Origin of the sequence: Puia sp. (genome assembly GCF_035546395.1) — a bacterium.
Classification (GTDB): Bacteria; Bacteroidota; Bacteroidia; order Chitinophagales; family Chitinophagaceae; genus Puia.
The window spans coordinates 238,668-256,380 of sequence record NZ_DASZXR010000015.1 but is presented as its reverse complement, the minus strand read 5'-3'; the positions used below and the strand labels follow the sequence as shown (position 1 = coordinate 256,380).

The window sequence follows — 17,713 nt, the reverse complement described above, 5'->3', positions numbered from 1 at the left end:
TTTTGTCTAAAAAGTTACATTCAACCCTACGCTGGTGATCATCGGAAGCGCGCTGCTCGATTTACCATAGTCTACGCCAAAGCTGGTCGCATCGCCGCCGAACTCGGGAGAGAAGCCGCTGTTGTGTCTCCAGGTCTTCAGGTTCTGGACGTTGGCGAAGATGCGGAGGTTCTTGATATAGGCCTTGTTGAGCATTTTCGGATCGAAATTGTAAGCCAGCTGTATGTTCCGGATGCGGAAATAGCTGCCGCTCTCGATACTGTAAGTCGAACCCACATAGTTGAAACGCTCACCGGAATTCACCTGGGGAACTTTATTGGATGTCCCGGGTCCATGCCAACGATTGATCTGGAAAGCCGCATAGTTGACGAACTGGTAAGGGGATTCCAACGCCGCCCAGGTACGGAAGATCTGGTTGCCATGGACGCCGCCGACGTCTACGCCAAGGTCGAAATGCCTCCAGGTGAGCCCGACCGAACCGCCATAGATGAAGTTGGGCGAGGGATCACCGATCTTGGTCCGGTCATCGACATCGATCTTGTTGTCGCCGGTCTGGTCCTTGAACTTAAAGTCGCCGGGGTGATAGGTGCCAATCGCCGAAGCATCAGGCGAGCTGCTAATGTCCTGCTGCGACTGATAAATTCCGACCTGCTGATAACCATAAAAGTAGGCGATCGGATAGCCGGGTTGGGTATAGCTGGCCTGCTGTCCGTTGTTCTGGCTGGTCCGAATGATCTTGCCACCGGCTAATAACGGGCTAAGGGATTCAACACGGTTCTTCATAAACGTGATATTGCCGCTGATCCGCAGGCTCAGGTCAGTAGTAAGCCGCTGGTTCCAGCTGGCCGTCACCTCTTCACCCCAGTTCCGCAGACTGCCCGCGTTGGTTACCTCGTTGAAGATACCGAGCGCGCCATTGGTAATGACGGTCATCAGGTTCTCCGTCTTCTTATTGTAATAGTTGAACTCTACGTGTAACCGGTTGTTTAGCGCGTTTGCCTCGAAGCCGATCTCCTGTGCATGTACCGTCTCCCAGGCCAGGTCCGGATCCGGCTTGTAGGCAGGCTGTGCGGCGCTGTAGAGCGTGTTCCCGAAGGGGGTCACCGTTCCGGCAGTCAGGATCTGGTCGAAGAGATAGGGTGCTGCGAGACCCGTACTCGGGTCATAGGTGCTCTGATTCCCCAGAACGCCGACCGAACCTCTTAGCTTTACAAAGTCGAAGATATGCTGGTTAGCCATGAAATTCTCTTTCGACAGTTCCCAACCGGCGCCGACAGCCCAGAAGCCCTGATGGCGGTGAGGACCGGAGATCTGCGAAGATCCGTCATTGCGGTAAGAGCCCGTCAGGTAATACTTGTTCGCATAATTGTACAGTATCCGGCCGAGGTAAGAAACGGTAGTATACTCGTACTGCGAACCGGATGCTATCGCCGTTGCGGGATCTTCGAAGTTCGTCGAAATATACCAGAAGCGCTTATCGTCCGGGATCGGTCCGTAGGTGCCCTGGACGGCCTTCCCGTCTCTTTCGAAGTTGCCCAAATAATATGTGGTGAAACCGCCGCTGGCCGTGATGCTATGTTCGTTGAAGATGCTTTTGAAGGTCAGGATATGATCCTGTTGGAACTTACGGGTCGTAATCGACTTTTCCTGTACGCTGGTGAGCGGATTTTGCACCTGCACATCGAGCGTTACGGGGTTAAAGGCATAGTAGGTAGGCTTGTATTGCCGTTTGTTCTGGTCGCTGATGTCTCCATAAACGGTCGTGCGCCAGGTGAAGTACTTCAGGAAGTTGATCTCCGCAAATGCAGAACCGACATAGCGGTAGGTGTAATCGATCGTTTTGTCCGACTCGTTATTCAGTTTCAGCAGCGGGTTGACGACGCCGGCCAGTTGAAGCGACGGCGCCAGGGGATAGATATTCTGGTTGAGGGTATCCGTACCGTAGAGATTCTTCAGGCGGAACGATTTGGTGCCCGTTCCCAGTAAGGGGATCACCTGCCGGGCATCGTTGAGAACGTTGGACCCATTGACGTCGCCCAAATCGTCATAGATGTAGGGATTGTGCGTCCGGGAAACGATCAGGTTGGTACCCACTCTTATATTCTTGCTGACCTTGTATTCGTCGCTCAGGTTGATGTTGATCCGATCCAGCTGGATATGGTTCACGACGCTTTGGTCCTTGGTATACCCCAGACCCAGGTTGAATTTATTCTTGTCTGTGCTGCTCGAGATGCTCAGGTTGCTGGTCTGAAAATTGGCAGTGCGGGTAACCGCTTTGATCCAGTCGGTATTCGCATCAAGGCCGGTAAAATTCGGCGGAGTGGTGATCCCGGTGTTGGCCAGTTCCTCTGCATACAGCGTCTTGAACGTAGTTGCGTTGGCAAATTTCGGCGCATCGACCAGCTTTTTCCAGCCCTGGGTAATGTTGTAGTTGATGACCGTCTGGCCGGCTTTTGCCTTTTTCGTCGTGATGGCTATGACCCCCGTGGCGCCCTTTACCCCGAAGATGGCGAGGGAAGAAGGATCCTTCAGCACTTCCATCGATTCGATGTCATTCGCATTCAGGTAGGAGATATCGTCCTGGAAGATCCCGTCTACGACATAGAGAGGGTGCACCTGGCCGATACTGGTCGTACCACGGATGCGGATATCGGGCTGCTGGCCGGGGTCGCCGCTGTTGACGATATAAACACCGGCGACCTTGCTTTGCAGGGACGATACGGGGTTGACGTTGGGTTTATCAGCGATCTCTTTCCCATCGATCTTGACGATGGAGCCGGTCAGGTCACGCTTGCTGGCCTGGCCGTAACCGATAACGACGACCTCATCCAGCGCCCGGGTCGAAGGGGCAAGTTTTGCATTGATCACCGCCTGTCCATTGACGGCGACTTCCTGGGTCTGATAGCCGATGTAGGAAAAGACGAGCGTTCCCTTTTCAGGAACCGTGATGGTGAAGTTACCATTGTTGTCCGTCGAAGTGGCGTTCGGGGTGCCCTTCACGCTGACGGTGACGCCGGAAAGGGGTTCTCCGTTTGCGCCCGTTATAGTCCCCGTGACCTTGATGTCCTGTGGGAGGGGTGAGTTGGAAACAACCACGATCAGGTTGTTTTCCAGCATCTTGAAAGTGAGGTCGGTGCCGTTGAACATATTCTTCAACAGCTCGTTGATGGTCATATCGGTGACGTCGACGCTCACTTTTTTCTTGATGGTGGCCAGCCTGCTGTTATAAAGGAACCGGTAAGTTCCCTGCCTTTCAATAGAGTTGAGCACCCTTGAGATCTCTACCTGTTTCAGAGTGAGTGATACCCTTCCCTGCCCACTGACATTTGCAGATACCTGCAGTGCCGCCACAAACACCAGAAGAAAGGTTAATTTCATAACCAATAGAGCTTTTTTTACGGCATGAGGGCTGAGGCCCCCAATCGTTAGCATTTTTTTCATATTTTTAAACTTGTGGGTTTTTGATGAATGAAACCGGTTTGTGTCTTTCCCTGACCGCCTGGTTTCCGAGAGAACCTTGCGGGGAATGCGCCAACATTTCCCGCTTTTTTGTCTATTCAACTGCTGTTATTCATTCGCAATTTTTTAAGGTTGTCAATCATAGTCGTATCGATTAGTTATGTATGGTTACCTCGCTCCCATCAATCGTATAGTCGAATCTTGCCGTCTGATCGGTCAGCTTCAGGGCGTCCAGCGCCTGCCGGATGCTCTCCTTTTCGAAGATGCCGGTAAACCGGAGCTGCTGTAACCTGGCGTCCTCGAAGCGGATGGAGATGCCATACCAGCGTTCCATCTGCCGGGCCAGGTCCCCAAACTCTTCATCCTGGAAGATCAGTTTGTTATCCACCCAAGATGTCTCGATGATCGCTCCCGACCGGTGTTCGTACGTGGGTTGGCCGATGAATACCAACGATTCCGGGTGCACTTCCCTGCGGCTTGCGGGCTTTCTGACCAGCAGGCTGTCGTCGTTGTTGACCACTAGCTTCTCATTGGGCTTCAGGATGATCCTGTCGCGGGGGCGGTTGCGGATCGAAATTTCTATGCTGCCCCGGATGAGCGTTGCTTCAGTGGTCTTATCCATGGGATAAGACTTCAGATTGAAGCTGGTGCCGAGGACGCGGACGTCCAGCTTTGGCGTATGGATGATAAACGGATGACCGGCATCCGGCGCTACGTCGAAAAACGCTTCCCCGGTGAGATTTACCTCCCGGGCTCCGCTGCCAAAATCCTTTCCATAATGGATATGGCTCCCGGAATTGAGCCAGACCCGGGTCCCGTCGACAAGCGTGATGTGCGTCCTCGAACCGCTGGTGGTGCTGATATCGCGGTTGTCGGTCACCGGCGGCTTTGCCGCGATCTCCGATCCGCGCCCGGCGCCCGGTCGAGTGGTCAGCAGGATCGCCCCAATGACAACAAGCACAATCGGCGCCCAAACAAGGGCCCTACGGCGAAGGGTCGAAGACCGTTTCGGCGAGTCGGTAACTACGGTAAGTGTCGGAGAATAGTCGATTTTGAGCCGGTCGATGCGATCGAGATGCCGGTTAAAGGCCTCTTCGGCATTCGTCCTGTCGTCAGGGCTGGTGTGTTCCCAGAGATCGGCGATGGTCTGTACAGGATAGTGTAGCTCGGGATTGCTTCGCAGCAATCCTTCGAGCTCCTGTAGTTCGGCAGGGCTGGCCTCTCCGGCCAGCTTTTTTGCAATCAGGTTCCAGGTATGTTCCTTGTGCTCTTTTCCCATTGGACAGCGTCGTTGCGACAAGGACATGAAAAACCGGAAAAACCCCCAAGACGGGTTAATATTTTTTTAACATTCTTTAGACAAGCTGATAATGAATCGGTTAAGAATGATTTTTGACGGAGAAAGGGACCGATTTTTGGACGTCGAAGCTGACGGTATTGCCGATCTTTTGGAGGGCGATGGCAACCTGGTTCTCCACGGTCTTGACGGAAAGATTCAGGATCTCGGCTACCTCCCGGTATTTAAGCCCGTCTTCCTTGACGAGCTTGAAGATGATCTTGCATTTTGGCGGAAGCTGATCGATGGACTTTCTGATCAGCGCCAGCATATCGGCCGTGATCAGCAGTTGTTCCGGATCGAAGTAGATGCTGGTGAATTCCGCATGAAACTCGTCCAGTGGGTTGGTGACGGTGCGTTTCTGATGGGTGAGATAGTTTAGTGCGGTATTGCGGATGGAAACGTAGAGATAGACCTTTAAATTGTCGATCTTCTCGAGATCGCGCCGCTTCTCCCAGATGCGAATGAACACATCCGACACGATCTCCTCGGCGGATTCCCGGGACTTGACCATTGATTTCGCAAAGAGAAGTAAGGGAGTGTATAAGGTAGTGAATAACTCTTTGTACGCCTTCTGGTCGTCGAAGCGAGCAATCCTTGATTGTAAATATTTTATGCCTTCAGCAGTCATTTGAGCGGCAAGCAGTTCTGTACTTTATTAGCAATTATTAGCAAGTTAAGGAGTTTTTAATGGATTGGATTTGTTTTTTATTTTATCGGCGTGCAGCGTTTAATTTTTGTACTTTTGCTCCGCCTCAACGGCAGGGCCCTTAGCTCAGTTGGTTAGAGCATCTGACTCATAATCAGAGGGTCGCTGGATCGTGCCCAGCAGGGCCCACTAATAATCAGGAAGTTATACAAGCATCGTTCATCGGTGCTTTTTTATTTGATACATGATTTGATACATGTTTTTCGCGCTTGATTATTTTTGCACATCACTACCTTATCTGTGTCGAAGAATAAGAAAATAGGCTTTTGGACGATGTTCATTTCCCACCGGCATTACCTGAACGAAGTGCCGGTCGAAGGGAAAAAGAACCTCCGATTTCTGTGTCGTTTGGGTTTCTGGGATCGTTACCATTTGCAGATCATTCGGACCGACAATTGTATTTCTCTCCTTACCACTCCGTTTGCCATTACGGAAGAATCCTTCTGGAATATCAACCATTTTGAAGACCTGGCTAAATACGTCTTTTGGACCTTCAATAAAAGCTTTTTGCTAAAAATCCTCGGCCGGGTCGAAAGCCAAAGACTCCCCATTTTGCTCCGATGCCGGGATCTCTTGGCGGAATATCCCGTGGCTTACAAAGAACCGGCGCCGGCGGATGCCGACCAGGAACTGCTGTTCTGCTATCGAAAAAGCGCCCACCTGAAGACCCAAGCCGAGTTTGCCCTGTTGTACCAGCTCGATGCCCAAAACCGTCAGGAATTTTTGACGGCGGTTGAAAAGAGAATAAATGACTTCCCTTCCTCCCCGCCTCGGTTGGCTGACGGGGACACTAACCTTTCCCCGGCACTGGACTCCCCGCCGGCTGCCCGGGCCGCCATCTTTTTGGAAATGCTTCGGCCTATGAATGGAAGCCCTGAGGACACCCTGGAATTTATGATCAGCAGAACCGAGGAAGCAGGTTGCCATTTCAAGTTATTTTCGCCGGTAAAGCGGCTGGCGAATGGCAAAAACCCGTACGGTTTTAATGGCTGCGTGGGCGGGATGATCGACTTTTTCTACCAACAGGGATATTTCAAGCAGGAATATAACCTTGAGCAGGTTTTCGAAGCTTACCTACGATATTCCGGCAATAGTATCGGAAAGTTCAAATCCTACCTATCGGAATTCAGGAATGATCGCCATTACCGCGAATTTTTCCGGCAACTGAAGGGCCTGAAAATTAGTAAGCTTTCCTGATCATTCTGGCAATCCCCTGATTGCCTGATTTCTCTCCTTGATTTGCCTGATTTTCGGCCGATTGTGAATGTACTTGCATCCAGTTAGCAACAATTAAACAGCTACTGAAATGCAAACGAACAATCCTTTTGAACTGATCCTTTCCAAACTGGACCAATTGCAAACATCGGTCGATGGTCTGGCAGAGACTTCGCCCAAACAATCCACTCCTGCTCTACCGGCTTCCGACCGGCTTCTGGACCTGGCAGAGGCCGCCCAGGTAGTCCGCCGGCCGATCGGTACGGTCCGCTACTATATCCATCATCGGAATTTGCCGGCAACCAAAGTTGGTAAGGGTTACCTGGTCAAACTGGGCGAGCTCTTAGCCTGGGTCGAAGAGTTTGCCAAGGGCGAGGGAAAGCAGGAGCCGCATAGCCGGATGGCATACCAGAGGAAGAGGTACAAGAAAAATTAACAGCGGATAGCCAAAAGCAAATATTCGGGAAATGGTCAAAATGAGCAAAAAGCAGGAGCATATCCGTCTGGAAAAGTACTTGTCCACGCATTTCTATTTCCGGGCCAATGAGATCACCGGCAGCATTGAGTTCCGGCGCAAGACGGACCCGGGATGGGATGAGCTGAATGAATACAATATCTATCGGCAGCTGAGGCTGGAGGGTTTTAGAGCGACGCTGAATGAATTGATCTACCTGTTGAAGTCCGATTTCGTGGAGCGATTCAACCCCTTCCTCAACTATTTTGAAGGCTTGCCGGCATGGGCGCCGGATCAGGTGGACATTATTAAACGTCTCTGCTCTCATGTCCAGGCCGTCAACCCTGAGCGTTTCGAGCGACACTTCAAGAAGTGGATGGTCCGCGCGATTAAATGCGCACTGGAAGACAGCTATTGCAACAAGAACGCCATCATCCTGGTACACGAAAAGCAGAACTCCGGTAAAACGACCTTTATCCGCTTTCTCTGTCCCCCGGCTTTAAGAGACTACATAACCGAGAATATCTCCTTTGACAAGGATAGCCTTATCGCGCTGACGGAGAACTTTATCATTAACCTGGACGAGCTGGCCACCTTCACCCGGGTCGAGATCAATGCCCTCAAAAGCATTCTCAGCAAGTCCTTCGTGAAGGAGCGCCACCCCTTCGAGCGGAAGGCCAAAAAGATCGCCCGCAGGGCCAGCTTCGTCGGATCCACCAATATGACCGAGTTTCTAACCGATCCCACCGGCAATGTCCGCTGGATCCCGTTTGAGATCGCCGGCATCGATTGGAACTATGCCAAAGAGATTCGAATCGATGACGCCTGGGCGCAGGCCTATGCCTTATATCGGTCAGGCTTTTCCTGCGACGTGACAGCGGAAGAAGTCGCCGAGAACGAATCGGAGACCCGACAATTCATCCAGGTCACACCGGAAATGGAGCTTCTGCTGAAATATTACGAGCCTGGAACCAAGGAAAGCCATGACCTGTTTCGCAGTACCGGCGAGATCGAATTGGGGTTAAGGGAAGCCACCAACGGCCTCATCAAAATCTCCAACATCCAATTGGGCCGGGCGCTCCGAACCCTGGGCTATGTCCGGGACAACCGGTATGCGAAGGACAAAGGGTATCCTGTTAAAGCCTATTATCTGAAGTACCGAAATGAACGATAAAACACCTTCTTACTTATGTTACTTACATCCCAAAATACCAGGCTGGGTGCGGCTATTACAAGTAAGAACCTTCTTACTAACTACTTACTTGACCTTACTTACCTACTTTTTCTTTTCACCCGCTCCTTAGTAAGATAGTAAGGGCAGTAAGCTACTTTTTTGAACCTGTAAAACAGAGATATGAGGCAGTTTGGAATATCGTGCAAAGAAGCGAATAGCCGCTCCATCGTAGCCTATCTGGCGACCCTTGGGCACCACCCCCTATTCATGCGTGGCGGCGATCATTGGTATCTTTCTCCTTTGCGGGAAGAGAAAACAGCATCCTTTAAGGTCAGCGAAAAGCTAAATGTCTGGTATGACCATGGCGCCGGCATCGGCGGCACGCTTGTCGACTTCGGCATCCGTTTTTTCCGATGTACAGTCAAGGAGTTCCTCCATAAACTGGCGTTGGATACATCATTTCAACAGCAGGTAATCCCCTCCTTTCAACAGCCCGCAACCCCGCACATTGGGCCAGAAATAGCTCGTGAAGCGGCGCCCTCGCCGATCCGGATCATAGCTGTAAAACCCATCGAATCGCCGCCGCTCCTGGACTATTTAAGCCAGCGCAAAATCCCGACAGAGCTGGCCCGGCGGTACTGCTGTCAGATCGATTTTGAGCTCTACCAAAAGAAAATTTCCACCCTCGGCCTTCCAAACTGCTCAGGCGGATATGAATTGCGTGGCACGAATTTCAAGGGATGCAGCCGGCCAAAGGACGTCAGTTTTATTGACAATGGCACTGATCGGCTCGCCGTTTTCGAAGGCCTTTTCTCTTTTCTTTCCTTCCTCTCTCTCGCCAAGCCAACCGTACCCCTGACAAATTTTCTCGTCCTCAACTCCCTCGCCATGCTTGAAAGAGCGCGTCCTTTGATGGACCGGCATGCCCAGGTCCTACTCTACCTTGACAACGATCCTGCCGGCCAATGGGCCACAACTAAAGCTCTCGGATGGGGAACCCAATACCAGGACAGCAGCCATTTTTACGCGCCTTACAAAGATCCCAACGACTTTCTCCGCGACCAGGCCCAATACGGCTACCCAACCAACGGCCCCCCTAACTTCCCGCCTAACCGAAATTCCGACGCTTGAAGCGACTCCCACTCTCAGGTAGCCAGCTATGTTTCGGTAAAACCGAAACCGCTGCCCCCCCTCATGCTACGCATTCGGGGGACGGTTTTCCTCATGCTATCGCATTCGGAAAACCGCTCCGGACATTTGTATAACCAGGCATTGTTGACGAAATGAGGAATAAAGGAGGGCGCCCTAAAAAGGCGGTGAAGAAAGATCAGTTACTGGGTGTGAAATGTTCGCTCCTCGAGAGGAGGGCTATCGAAGCCAAGGCGAGATCGGCGAACCTATCCGTCTCGGAATATCTCCGGACGATGGGAATTGACGGAAAAATTGACAGGCCGGAAAGGACCCTCCCTCGGGAGGTGTTGAAAATCACCGGGACCCTCAACCACCTGGCAGCTAACATTAACCAGATTGCCCACAAACGCAACCGCCACGATGAGTTGAATGCCCTGGAACGTGCCACATTGCAACATGATTCAACAGTACTTCGGCAGCTGGCGAAGGACATCAAAAGCTATTTACAATGATTGGAAAAGTGGTGATAGGAAAATCGTTTGGGCATTGCATCAGCTATTGTTTGGAAGATAAGAAAGGTCTTTCCGAAGAGCAAAAGGCGGTGCCTTCCCTGCAAGACGGCCTTCGGCATCAAGACCGGGCAGAGGTTTTGAACTATCATCTATGTTTCGGCGATAAAAGGGAATTGACCAGCCAGTTCAAGGATGTTCGGATACTTAATCACCGCATAGAAAAGCCGGTCCTGCATCTTACTATCCGGCCGGCGCCTGGCGACGAGCTCAGTAGGGCTCAATGGATCTCCATCGGCGAGGCGGCCGCCAAAGAATTCAGGATCGATCAAAACCAGTATCTCTGCATCCTACACCGCGACACCCGAGAGCCCCATATGCATATCGTTGGCAATCGGGTTGGGTATGACGGGAAGGTAGCCAGTGATAGCCAAAGTTATGCGCGAATGGCAGCCTTTTGCCGGCGAATGGAGCTGGAGCACTCCCTAAAGCAAGTCCTAAGTCCAAGGCGTTATTTGTCGCCTGAACAGCGGCAGATACCCCGACATGACGCCCGGAAAGAACATTTGAAGGAAACAATAACCAAGGCCTTACAGGAATCGAAGACCTTCCCGGAATTCGAAAAACGGATCACAGAAAAGGGATATCGGGTGGAAAAGGGGCGGGGCATTGCCTTCGAGGATGATAAGCATGTTCGGGTAAAAGGCAGTGAGATCGGGTATCCCCTGGCGACGATCGACAAGGCGCTGGATCGAAATCGGCTGATGCAAAACGAACAGTCCCTGCAGCAATTAAAAGCCCATTTTAAAATGCCAGACCGATCCGCTGGCCTTTCAAAGGAAAACCAGGAAGAAGAACAACGGCAGGAGATACAACGGGGACGCAGGATCGGTCGATAGATAAAACACTCAAAAGGAGGCAATCATGGAACCCAAAGTATTGGACACGGTGATGAATGAGCTACTGGAAGAGCAGAAGCGAACGAACGAGCTACTGGAGCAGGAAGCTGCTCAACAACAGGAGGTTGCGAAGAAGGTGGACGGGTTTGACGACAAGCTCGGGAAGGTCCGGCTTGTTGTGCCAGCTATTGACACCCAGCCAATCGCTGGCCTGATGGAAAAGCACTTCGAGAAGGTAATTGAGGTCCTTGAGGCCCAGCCAAAGAACGTCGTGTATCAACGCCGATATTTACTCTTCCCGGAGGATAATTCCGGGTACTATTATAAGATCATTTTCGGTCGCTTGATCCCTTGGGTGATCATAATAATAATTTTTGCATATCTGCTTAATCTGGGTAATACCTATCTGAAAAAACAAAGTGAAATAGCGAATCGGCGATATTATTATGAGACTTTCTCGGACGCCTGGGACCGCCTTGACAGCACCATCGGCCCGGCGGGTAGGAAAAAAATGGATGAAGCCCTTAAGGCGGCTGTCCGAAACCAAGAGCTGAAATCGGAGCACTGACTTGCGCTTAAGGCCGGCAAAGCCCGAAACGCCAGCTGACGAATAAGCAGCCGCAGCCGATCAGCAGTAGCACAGAGCCCAGCTTCATGGCCGGCTTTGGCATTTCGAATGATACCTATGATTGGCCCGACGCCACTTCCACTCTGAGCCCTTGAATGGGGATCATCGTCGGCACATTTTCCAGCTGAATATCCGCCAATCATAGGTATCCTTCGAAATTTGTTTATTACCCCCAAAAAGTTATATTTACCTCACCGACATAAAGCTAATGCATATGAGATTCTTGCTGTTGCTATTGTTTTTCCCAGTATCAAAGGTTTGCTTTAGCCAAAAATACTTTGAGGGTGAAATCTTATACCGACTTCAAAGCTTCAGCAAGGATAGTTCGTTTGATTTGAACTCCCTCAGGGCAGCGGGTGCGACAAAAAGCATCTGCATCATTAAGGATGGAAACATGATCTTAAAACCTGACTCTGGAACACTGCAATACCTTTTTTTCAGCCGTATTGATAACAAAGTATACTCAAAGTATGATTGGACTGACACTCTTTTCTACCAGCCGGGAGATCGGCTTCTTGCCTCCCAGGATTCAGTTTACACAACTGAGATCAAATATAATACGGACACACTTCTCGGCTACGTTTGCAATCGTTTCATCCTTCGCTCAGCCAGCCTTACCCTCACTATAATCTATTCTCCGAACTTGGTTGTAGATCCGACTTGGTTTACGGAGACCAAATACAGCTATTATAATGTCATTTACGGACAAACCCACTCTTTATTATTGAAATCTATCGCGGAATTTGGCAGGTTTGTTTCGATATTGTCGGCTGACCAAGTTGTACCGCGAAAGGTATCGAACAATGAATTTCCAAATGTAGGCCTGCACCCCAAAGCTTTATACTAATCTGAAGGACTACGTCCAGCTACAATCTGGTTGTTCCGTCTAAAACTTTGAATAAAAGCGACGCTAAAGCCAGTACTTCAATACATTCTTCTTTTGTAATCTTCCAATCTTTTGCTGTCTCATGCGCCGTTGGATTTCGAAACCCTGCCATTAGCCCTGCGGACAAAAACATTATTCCATCCTGTTTATCTTTTTCGCTGGTGCTTTTGTACGGATTGATCCTTAGATTTCCTTTATCGCTAAAGGCCCAGAGCATCAATTGTCGACCGTCTTTCTCACTGCTCGACATTTTCTTAACGGCCTGGTTGTACGCTTTACAAGCTTCGTTGATGCAAATAGAATACTCGCCACGTTTAAACAACGATGCACAATGATCGAGAATTGCGGGATGAAAATTCATTATATGTCCTAACTCGCCGCGCGAAATGCCGTGGGTTATTTTTTCCTTGTAACCAGCTTCGCCAAGAATCTCCTGAATAGCCTCACTGGAGTAGTTGCCATTTATACTTTTTAGCAATTGTAGAATGCGCTTAACTTTTTCGGAATCTGTCAAGCCTTGCCTCTGCGCTATCGTCATGAAGAAATCATAAAGTATAGCGAGATCGCCACGCATTAGATTTGGGTCATGGTATGTTCCGGAGGGATAATCGAATAGCGATACCCAAGTCCTGGCCAAAAACTCATCGGTGTAATGACCCCCCAGAGGTACCCTTGAATATTCCGCTAATTGCGTCGCGACATATTTCCATTTGACCATTTTCTACAATTAAGATGTATCAAATCATGTATCAAATAAAAAAAGCAGTTACAAAGAATTCTTCATAACTGCTTGGTCTTCTTGCTCCCCCTGCTGGACTTGAACCAGCGACCCTCTGATTAACAGTCAGATGCTCTAACCAACTGAGCTAAGGAGGATTATCCTATTCCGGGCCGAACCCGGATGCCCCAAAAGGGGTTGCAAAAATAGGGAAAAATCCGGGTTCAGAAACCTGATAGAGAAAAAATTATCCGCTTTTTTCGGGCGACGGGGCCGCCGAGCCGAAGTGGTGGGCGCCGTGTCAGAACCATTTAAACAATCCCCCTTCCTCGATCCCCATGTAGACCCCGTCCTCGCGGATCTCGACAGGATAAGTCTTCAGCTTGTATCCATCCCCATTGGCATCGCGGCCATCCTTGAGGTTGAACCGAATGGAATGCACCGGGCAGACGACGCGGCAGGCGCCGTCGATGTAGCCGTCGCCCAGGGGGGCGCCGGCGTGGGGACACAGATGGGCGAAGCCATACAATTGATCCTGGAACCGGCCTAGGCAGAGGGTCTTGCCATTGACCTCGACGGAGGCGACATTGCCTCGCGACCATTGAATATCGGCCGCGGCGGCGGCTATCTTATGCCATTTGTATTTCTTGAAAGCCATTCGGATTAATAGAAGTGTTCGGATTTGTAGGGATACCTGATCTTATAGAGCTCCTTTACTTTGTCGAGGATGGTGCGGCGGAGCTCGTCGATATTGCGGCGCTCGGTAGCGGAGACAAAGACGCTGTGGCCATTGGTCTCCCGCTCCCATCGCTCCCGAAGCTCGCCCATGATCTCCTGTTTCACGCCCTCTTCGAGCCAGGGGTCGAAAGTGTTTGCCTCATAGCGGTCGATCTTATTAAAAATGACCAATATGGGTTTATCGAACGCATTCAGCTCCTGAAGGGTCTTATTGACGACGCCGAGCTGCTCCTCGTAACCCGGATGCGAGACATCCACGACATGCAGGAGTATATCGGCCTCGCGAACCTCGTCGAGTGTGCTTTTGAAGCTCTCCACCAGGTGATGGGGCAGCTTGCGGATAAATCCGACCGTATCGCTCAGCAAAAATGGGGTGTTCTCGAAGACGACCTTTCGCGTGGTGGTGTCCAGTGTTGCGAAGAGCTTGTTCTCGGCGAAGACCTCGCTCTTGCTCAGGAGGTTCATGATGGTCGATTTGCCGACATTGGTATAACCGACCAGCGCGACCCGGATGAACTCCCCGCGGTCCTTGCGCTGGGTAAAGGCCTGTTTATCGATCTCCTGCAGCCGGCGACGGAGCAGCGCGATCTTGTCTTTTACGATCCGGCGGTCGGTCTCGATCTCCGTTTCCCCCGGACCCCGGGTCCCGATACCGCCACCGAGACGTTCCAGGTGCTTCCACATCCCCCGCAGTCTTGGCAGAAGATATTGATACTGAGCGAGCTCGACCTGCAACTTGGCCTGGGCCGTCTTAGCCCGGCTGGCAAAGATATCGAGGATCAAGTCGGAGCGATCGATCGTCTTGACATCCAGGATCTTTTCAATATTGGAGATCTGCGAGCCGGAGAGCTCGTCGTCAAAGATCACTACCTGCACGTCTTTGGTGCTGACATAATCCTTTATCTCTTCGAGCTTCCCTTTTCCCACAAAGGTCTTGCTATCAGGGTGAAGCAGCTTCTGGGTAAAATGCTTCAATGTGACCGCGCCGGCCGTTTCCGCCAGGAAGGCCAGCTCATCCAGGTATTCCTGGGACTGCTCTTCCGTCTGCGTCTTGTGTACCAAACCGACCAGCACCGCTCTTTCCGCCTTTTGAATACTGTTTTTCTTATCTATCAAATTTCTGTTGCGATTAGGACGGCAAAGGTAAAATAAAAAAACCGCCGCCTTGAGGGAAAAGTAGGCGGCGGCGGCTTTCATTATTTCCGGCAAAGGTTGCTTTGCCGGGGATCCTCAGGGCATAGCCCGAAGGATTAAAGAGATTATAGGCTTTTTTTACAGCCCGCTCAGGACTATGCCTCCGGAAAAGGGAAACACCGAATTCCCCGCACCGGACTTCAGCAGGCTGTTCGCCTGGAACTGACCGAAGATGCCGATAACGCCCTTGCTGACCCGAATCGTAGGGGCAAACTTGAAGCTGCTGAAGAATTGTTTGGAGGATTCCTTTTCGACGACGCTGGCGAGCGTATGGCCCGAGACATCTTCCGGATCGACGGCCTTCGTATAGGCCGCAATGAGGAAACCGATCTTTGTGCCGACGGCAAACTTCCAGCTCTTGTCCATATGCGCGGGATCGAGGGCAAACCGTAATTCGACGGGAATGTCAATATAGTTGGTGACCAGTTTGAACCGCTTGTAATGGTCCGCATCCGTCCCCCCACCCCCAATTACCGTGGTGGCGAAGGCCAGCGTCGTATTATTAAATGCGGCTATCTGCGGATAGGTCTTATCAAAGTAGATTTGGCTGCTTCCAAGGCCAATACCTACGCCCATACTCAGGCGCTGGTCGGTCTTGAAGGGGAAGTCCATCATGAAATAGAAGTTAAGACTATGGTTGAAGCCTTTGATACTCGCACTATCCGGCTTGCCGGCCCAGTTGTCGTAACCCAATTCGAACATGAAATGGTCCGCCGACCGTTTGCTGAGATCCCAGACCTTCTTTGGCTTGGCAGGCTCGGTGGAAGTATTGGCGGCCGCATTCTGTAAGGCCTTGTTAACAAGCTTTGCGGAGTCAGTCGTAGTTGCAGGTTGTGGAGGAGGATTCTTATGCTTTTTCTGGGCAAAAACAGCAGTTGTGGTGGCTAACAAAACCATCGCAGTTACGAAATACTTCTTCATAATTTCACTTGTGGGTGATTTCTATCAGGCTCTTTGGTTGACAAATGTATCCTCCTTGGGGTTAATAAAAGGTTAAAGAACCCCCTTCCGGCCTGATTTTTAATCGCCCGCAAGATATTATTTTTTTGCTAATGGCCCCCGACAATTATCGAGTCGATGCCGTAGTACTGGCAATAGACCTTAAGGTTTTGCGCCGCGGTTCCATCATAAGGGTACATCAACGGAGGTTTTTCAAGTATTTGCGAATGTAGGGTTTCAGGGAGGCCGAGCGGGAACTTTTCACGGATCTTGTCCTCAATTGCTTCGGGATAGGAACGGACGGTGACAACTCGTTGATGGCGCTCACCGGCATGACTCAACTGCCGCGCGCGATCCTGCAATACGGCATGGCGAAAATATCCGGAAAGGACGGTCTTCCAGGCATCCCGGTAGCTCGTACTGGCCAACAAAAGAAGGACTATCATCACGGACAGCGCCGTCGGTGCCGGTTTGAGGCCTTCGCCAACCGGCCTCCGGCCGCCTTTGCGGATACCCGCCAGCACGGAAAGGATCAACAGCCCAATGGCGAATAGACCGGTCAGATTGTTTAGCGCCCGCGGTGGCAGGGAGCCCCGTGACCCTATCAATATCGTTGCAAGGCTCAGACCGATCAGCAAACAGAGCACGATCACTCCCTTCAAAAATAGGGGTCTTTCCTGGAATGCCGCAAGCCACCCCGTGTCCTTTCCATATCCTGAGAGCCGTTCTCCGGCAAGATACGCAGCAATTCCGGAGAGCCAGAACAGAGGTTCCTTAAAAACCGAAAAAAGCACATAGACAAATTGATAGCCGGTCGCCGCTACAATGGTGAGATACGAGCTATGGGTGTTCATCATCGCGGACCGGACACGGAGGACACCCGATGTGAGTGCAAGAATAAGGCCGGTTAGGATTGCCATGCCCAGATACAGCCACAGATAGGCTGGGATCCGGCGATGAATATAGCCGTAGCCGCCGATGACGGCGGCAAGCAAGAACGGGAGGAGTACGGCCGACATCTCATTGCAGCCCTCGATCAACAGTATAAGCAGCAAAAGCAACGCATCATGGCCCGGTGCGGTGCCGGCCCGGGCAAACCGTTTGAGCAACATCGCCGTTATCAGCAGGAACAGGATCATCGATGACTGGTAGACAATGGCGCTACTGAACCAATAAAATCCAGTGGCAATATCGGCCTGAACATAAAGAAGAAGAATGAACAGGATACAGCTTACCGCCGCCATCTGCGATCCGACCCCCCCTCTGGGCTTATCCGGCAGTACGGAGTAGAAGGTCCTTACCAGAAAGAAGGTCGCCCAAGCTGTGCCTGCAAATAACAGGAGACAGGGGAGCCAGTAAAAATGCGCCAGAAGTCCGGGGGTTGCAAACGTTGCGTTGAGAAAGCTTGTTGTAAACCGGCCAGTCCAATTCAAATAGATCAATTGCTGACCGCCGAAAAAACCGGATTGCCGGAATAGGCTGCAATACAGGAAATCATCCGCGGCCATGTCATTGAGGAAGGCAAGCAGAACAAACGGCAGCAGGCATATGGCGACCGTGAGCCAAAACAATACTATTAGCCGTCTTTTTACCGCTGTCGAATTTGTCATCGGTCAGAGAATGTCCTACCGCTAAAAATAAGCATTTACGCCAAACGGAGGTAATATTTTGACAATCCCGCGGAATTTGCCACTTCGAAATATTCCGTACTTGCCGGCAATCAA

At 51.1% G+C, this 17,713-nt stretch carries 16 protein-coding genes and 2 tRNA genes; 9 read left to right on the top strand and 9 right to left on the bottom strand.

Annotated elements, in window-relative coordinates:
* Positions 1 to 6 precede the first annotated feature (6 nt).
* The 3 genes from VHE34_RS19035 to VHE34_RS19025 form a co-directional block, all read right to left on the bottom strand.
* Positions 7 to 3,378, bottom strand: coding sequence for a SusC/RagA family TonB-linked outer membrane protein (locus VHE34_RS19035; protein ID WP_325590519.1), 3,372 nt, complete (start codon positions 3,376 to 3,378; stop codon positions 7 to 9).
* A gap of 235 nt (positions 3,379 to 3,613) precedes the next feature.
* Positions 3,614 to 4,738 (bottom strand): FecR family protein, encoded by a 1,125-nt coding sequence (locus tag VHE34_RS19030; RefSeq protein ID WP_325590517.1) that lies wholly within the window; start codon positions 4,736 to 4,738, stop codon positions 3,614 to 3,616.
* 100 nt (positions 4,739 to 4,838) lie between these two features.
* Complete coding sequence (locus tag VHE34_RS19025) at positions 4,839 to 5,426, bottom strand: RNA polymerase sigma-70 factor (protein WP_325590515.1); 588 nt, start codon at positions 5,424 to 5,426, stop codon at positions 4,839 to 4,841.
* Between the two features lie 133 nt (positions 5,427 to 5,559).
* On the opposite strand from VHE34_RS19025, the gene VHE34_RS19020 reads away from it, so the two are divergent.
* The 9 genes from VHE34_RS19020 (at position 5,560) to VHE34_RS18980 (ending at position 12,361) form a co-directional block, all read left to right on the top strand.
* Positions 5,560 to 5,633, top strand: a tRNA-Ile gene (locus VHE34_RS19020).
* A 144-nt stretch (positions 5,634 to 5,777) separates the two neighbouring features.
* Entirely contained in the window at positions 5,778 to 6,701 is a 924-nt protein-coding gene (locus VHE34_RS19015; RefSeq protein WP_325590513.1) for a hypothetical protein, read from the top strand.
* 109 nt (positions 6,702 to 6,810) lie between these two features.
* The gene (locus VHE34_RS19010; protein ID WP_325590511.1) at positions 6,811 to 7,155 is read left to right on the top strand and encodes a helix-turn-helix domain-containing protein; all 345 of its coding nucleotides are present in this window, start codon (positions 6,811 to 6,813) and stop codon (positions 7,153 to 7,155) included.
* A gap of 40 nt (positions 7,156 to 7,195) precedes the next feature.
* Positions 7,196 to 8,347, top strand: coding sequence for a VapE domain-containing protein (locus VHE34_RS19005; RefSeq protein WP_325590509.1), 1,152 nt, complete (start codon positions 7,196 to 7,198; stop codon positions 8,345 to 8,347).
* Positions 8,348 to 8,527: 180 nt separating this feature from the next.
* Positions 8,528 to 9,478 (top strand): toprim domain-containing protein, encoded by a 951-nt coding sequence (locus VHE34_RS19000; RefSeq protein ID WP_325590507.1) that lies wholly within the window; start codon positions 8,528 to 8,530, stop codon positions 9,476 to 9,478.
* A 152-nt stretch (positions 9,479 to 9,630) separates the two neighbouring features.
* On the top strand, positions 9,631 to 9,990 hold the full coding sequence (locus tag VHE34_RS18995) for a plasmid mobilization protein (protein WP_325590505.1): 360 nt from the start codon (positions 9,631 to 9,633) through the stop codon (positions 9,988 to 9,990).
* Positions 9,987 to 10,886: a relaxase/mobilization nuclease domain-containing protein gene (locus VHE34_RS18990; protein WP_325590503.1), complete on the top strand. Its 900-nt coding sequence runs from the start codon at positions 9,987 to 9,989 to the stop codon at positions 10,884 to 10,886. The genes VHE34_RS18995 and VHE34_RS18990 overlap by 4 nt, the downstream gene beginning before the upstream one ends.
* A 25-nt stretch (positions 10,887 to 10,911) precedes the next feature.
* Positions 10,912 to 11,454 carry a hypothetical protein gene (locus tag VHE34_RS18985; protein ID WP_325590501.1) on the top strand — a complete coding sequence of 181 codons (543 nt, stop codon included), beginning with the start codon at positions 10,912 to 10,914 and terminating at the stop codon, positions 11,452 to 11,454.
* A gap of 274 nt (positions 11,455 to 11,728) precedes the next feature.
* Entirely contained in the window at positions 11,729 to 12,361 is a 633-nt protein-coding gene (locus VHE34_RS18980; RefSeq protein WP_325590499.1) for a hypothetical protein, read from the top strand.
* A gap of 19 nt (positions 12,362 to 12,380) precedes the next feature.
* Here the strand turns inward: VHE34_RS18980 and VHE34_RS18975 are convergent, their stop codons facing one another.
* From VHE34_RS18975 to VHE34_RS18950, 6 genes are all read right to left on the bottom strand, one after another.
* Entirely contained in the window at positions 12,381 to 13,118 is a 738-nt protein-coding gene (locus VHE34_RS18975) for a TIGR02391 family protein (RefSeq protein ID WP_325590497.1), read from the bottom strand.
* Between the two features lie 84 nt (positions 13,119 to 13,202).
* Positions 13,203 to 13,276: transfer RNA gene (locus VHE34_RS18970), tRNA-Asn, on the bottom strand.
* A gap of 143 nt (positions 13,277 to 13,419) precedes the next feature.
* Entirely contained in the window at positions 13,420 to 13,776 is a 357-nt protein-coding gene (locus VHE34_RS18965; RefSeq protein ID WP_325590495.1) for a Rieske (2Fe-2S) protein, read from the bottom strand.
* 5 nt (positions 13,777 to 13,781) lie between these two features.
* A complete protein-coding gene (gene hflX, locus VHE34_RS18960) occupies positions 13,782 to 14,972 on the bottom strand; it encodes a GTPase HflX (RefSeq protein WP_325590493.1) in 1,191 nt (396 codons plus the stop codon).
* A gap of 156 nt (positions 14,973 to 15,128) precedes the next feature.
* Positions 15,129 to 15,971, bottom strand: a complete 843-nt coding sequence (locus VHE34_RS18955; RefSeq protein ID WP_325590491.1) for an outer membrane beta-barrel protein — start codon at positions 15,969 to 15,971, stop codon at positions 15,129 to 15,131.
* 128 nt (positions 15,972 to 16,099) lie between these two features.
* On the bottom strand, positions 16,100 to 17,599 hold the full coding sequence (locus tag VHE34_RS18950) for a DUF6056 family protein (RefSeq protein ID WP_325590489.1): 1,500 nt from the start codon (positions 17,597 to 17,599) through the stop codon (positions 16,100 to 16,102).
* Between the last annotated feature and the right edge of the window lie 114 nt (positions 17,600 to 17,713).